A 2156-nucleotide genomic window follows, 5' to 3' on the forward strand; every position below is an offset into this window, starting at 1 on the left:
GCCGAAAGCACGCAGAGCGTTGGCAAAACCGCCTGTTAAACCTATGTCTATAGTAAATGATGATTTTGATTATGGAAATAAAGAATATGAACAAAAAATAAAATATCTAAAAATAAAAAATAAATAATAAGAACGACAACTGCAGATTGTTTATTGCGAAGCTCACAAAGCAATAAACAATCTAATTTAGAGCAGCTGCCGAAAGGCACCTATTCGGTGGAGTGATAACAATAATAAGGAGTAAATTATGTCACCAGAAGAATTGAGAGCTTTAATAGAAAAACTAAAAAATGAAAATGCTTTAGATTTACAATCTATTGATGAACTTATGGCAAGACGACAGTCCACCTATGGTGAAATACAAGCATATTCTGCTATGAGTATCACGCAAGGTGTGCCTTCGGCAGAAGAGAGAGAAAATAACACGCAAGGTGTACCTTCGGTAAAAGAAGATATATCAAAACTAGATAATGATATAGATACTTTAAAGTATGAACTGCAAGTGCTGCTATAACTTATGATGGATTAGTAGATGCTGTAAAAGGTTTAAAAGGCGGATACAAAAATGGTGCAGTGTGGATGCTTAATAAAAAAGCAGTTGCTGCTTTAAGAAAATTAAAAGATAAGCAGGATCGACCATTATGGCAAGAAAGTTTAATAGCAGGACAGCCTAGTGTTTTACTTGGAATACCTGTTATACAGAATGACTTTATAGAAGATAAGCTGGAAGCTACAAAATATTTTGGGTTCTTAGCAAACTTAAAATATTATTGGATTATGGACAGCTTGTCTATGGAACTTCAAGTTTTGCATGAGTTATACAGCAAAACAAATCAGGTAGGTTTCCAAGTAGGATATTGGGGAGATGGTGCTCCTATTCAAAAATCAGCATTTGTAAGATTACTTCCAAATGATCAAGCGTATGCAGCTTAATAATTTTTAATAAGGCTTTTATATATGAGCAGTGATACTGAAGATATTAATAGTATAGACATTGATGTCGGAAAAGTAGTCGCCGAAGGCGTGCTTTTGCAAGAGGCAGGTACCGAAGGTATGCTGTCGCAAGATGATGACAGAGTAGTCACTTTGTCAGAGTTCAAAAAGTTTCTAAACTTAGAAGGCATTGACTATGATGATGATATACTGCATCTTACTTTAGACAGTGCAATCGGCTATTGTAATAAAGCTAATGAAACAGAATACAAAAGAGCCGATTGTCCTCCTGAAGTTAGGTATGCAATTCTTGGACTTGCTGCTCATTATTTTGAAAGCAAAACAGGAGAAGCTAGTCAAAGTGAAGAAGTTGCTTTGAAAGGTGTTCACAGATTGTTGGCTATTGCGAGGGAAAAGTTTACTTTATGAAAGTTGGACAATTAATTCATACTATAACTTTTTATGGAACAAAGTATATAGATAATGGAAACGGAACAGGAAGTAATGAATTAATAGAATTAAGAAAAGTAAAATGCTCTATTGAAGATATAACATATAAAGATATACAGCAGGGTAAAAGAAAAGATTTAGAAAGAACTTTGAAAGTACATACTCATTATTTCAAAGAGTTTGATACCAAAGGAATGATGGCAAAAATAAATAATGAAGATGATATTTATGAAGTGATTTATAGAGAAAATGTTTCATATAAAAATATAGAATGCATATTTACAATAAAGAAATTAGTAAATAATAAAAGTAAATAATATGTCAGGTGTAAGCAGAAAAACTTCTATAAGTATAAAAGGACTTGATGAGTTTAGAAAAACTTTAGAAGAACTAGGAGGCGATTTTAAAAAAGCTATAAAAGCAGGAGCTAGAAAAGCAGGAAATGAAATAGCTAAAGAAGCTAATGCAGAGGCGAAAAGCAGAGGCTGGAGTGAAGATAAATATTATGATGTAAAAGAAAGAAAATCATCAAAAGGAAGTGATACTTCGGTAGCAATAAAAGTAGGTACATTAGAAGTTAGGGGCGGAGGAGTTCCTCAAAAAAATAAAATAAAATGGTATAAAGAGCAAGGAGACAGATATTATGTTCGGTTTCCAGAATACGGTACTATTTATCAGCCTCCTCAGCCTCTTTTAATTCCAATTTTTGAAAATAAAAAACCTGTTATAGAAGAGTATATAAAACAGAAATTACAGCAAGCAATAGATAAGGC

At 32.9% G+C, this 2156-nt stretch carries 4 protein-coding genes and 1 pseudogene; all 5 read left to right on the forward strand.

What is annotated here, in order from left to right; translation table 11 throughout:
* The first annotated feature begins 247 nt into the window (after positions 1–247).
* Positions 248–514, forward strand: a complete 267-nt coding sequence (locus A966_RS13490) for a hypothetical protein (protein ID WP_051024052.1) — start codon at positions 248–250, stop codon at positions 512–514.
* Positions 496–933, forward strand: a pseudogene (locus tag A966_RS13495) (phage major capsid protein); the annotation flags it as partial. The gene A966_RS13490 and the pseudogene A966_RS13495, both read left to right, overlap by 19 nt.
* Positions 934–957: 24 nt before the next feature.
* Positions 958–1362 (forward strand): head-tail connector protein, encoded by a 405-nt coding sequence (locus A966_RS00015; RefSeq protein WP_008721101.1) that lies wholly within the window; start codon positions 958–960, stop codon positions 1360–1362.
* A complete protein-coding gene (locus A966_RS00020; protein WP_008721103.1) occupies positions 1359–1700 on the forward strand; it encodes a phage head completion protein in 342 nt (113 codons plus the stop codon). Before A966_RS00015 ends, A966_RS00020 begins: the two co-directional genes overlap by 4 nt.
* A gap of 1 nt (position 1701) precedes the next feature.
* Positions 1702–2156, forward strand: a 455-nt coding sequence (locus A966_RS00025; protein WP_008721106.1) for an HK97-gp10 family putative phage morphogenesis protein, incomplete at its 3' end; no start/stop codon positions are given.

Source organism: Brachyspira hampsonii 30446, assembly GCF_000316195.1.
Lineage (GTDB): Bacteria > Spirochaetota > Brachyspiria > Brachyspirales > Brachyspiraceae > Brachyspira > Brachyspira hampsonii_C.

What these genes read in the sequence shown, in the direction of transcription:
- A966_RS00020 (WP_008721103.1), top strand. Translation starts at nt 1,359, where the DNA reads ATGAAAGTTGGACAATTAATTCATACTATAACTTTTTATGGAACAAAG.
- A966_RS13490 (WP_051024052.1), top strand. Translation starts at nt 248, where the DNA reads ATGTCACCAGAAGAATTGAGAGCTTTAATAGAAAAACTAAAAAATGAA.
- A966_RS00015 (WP_008721101.1), top strand. Translation starts at nt 958, where the DNA reads ATGAGCAGTGATACTGAAGATATTAATAGTATAGACATTGATGTCGGA.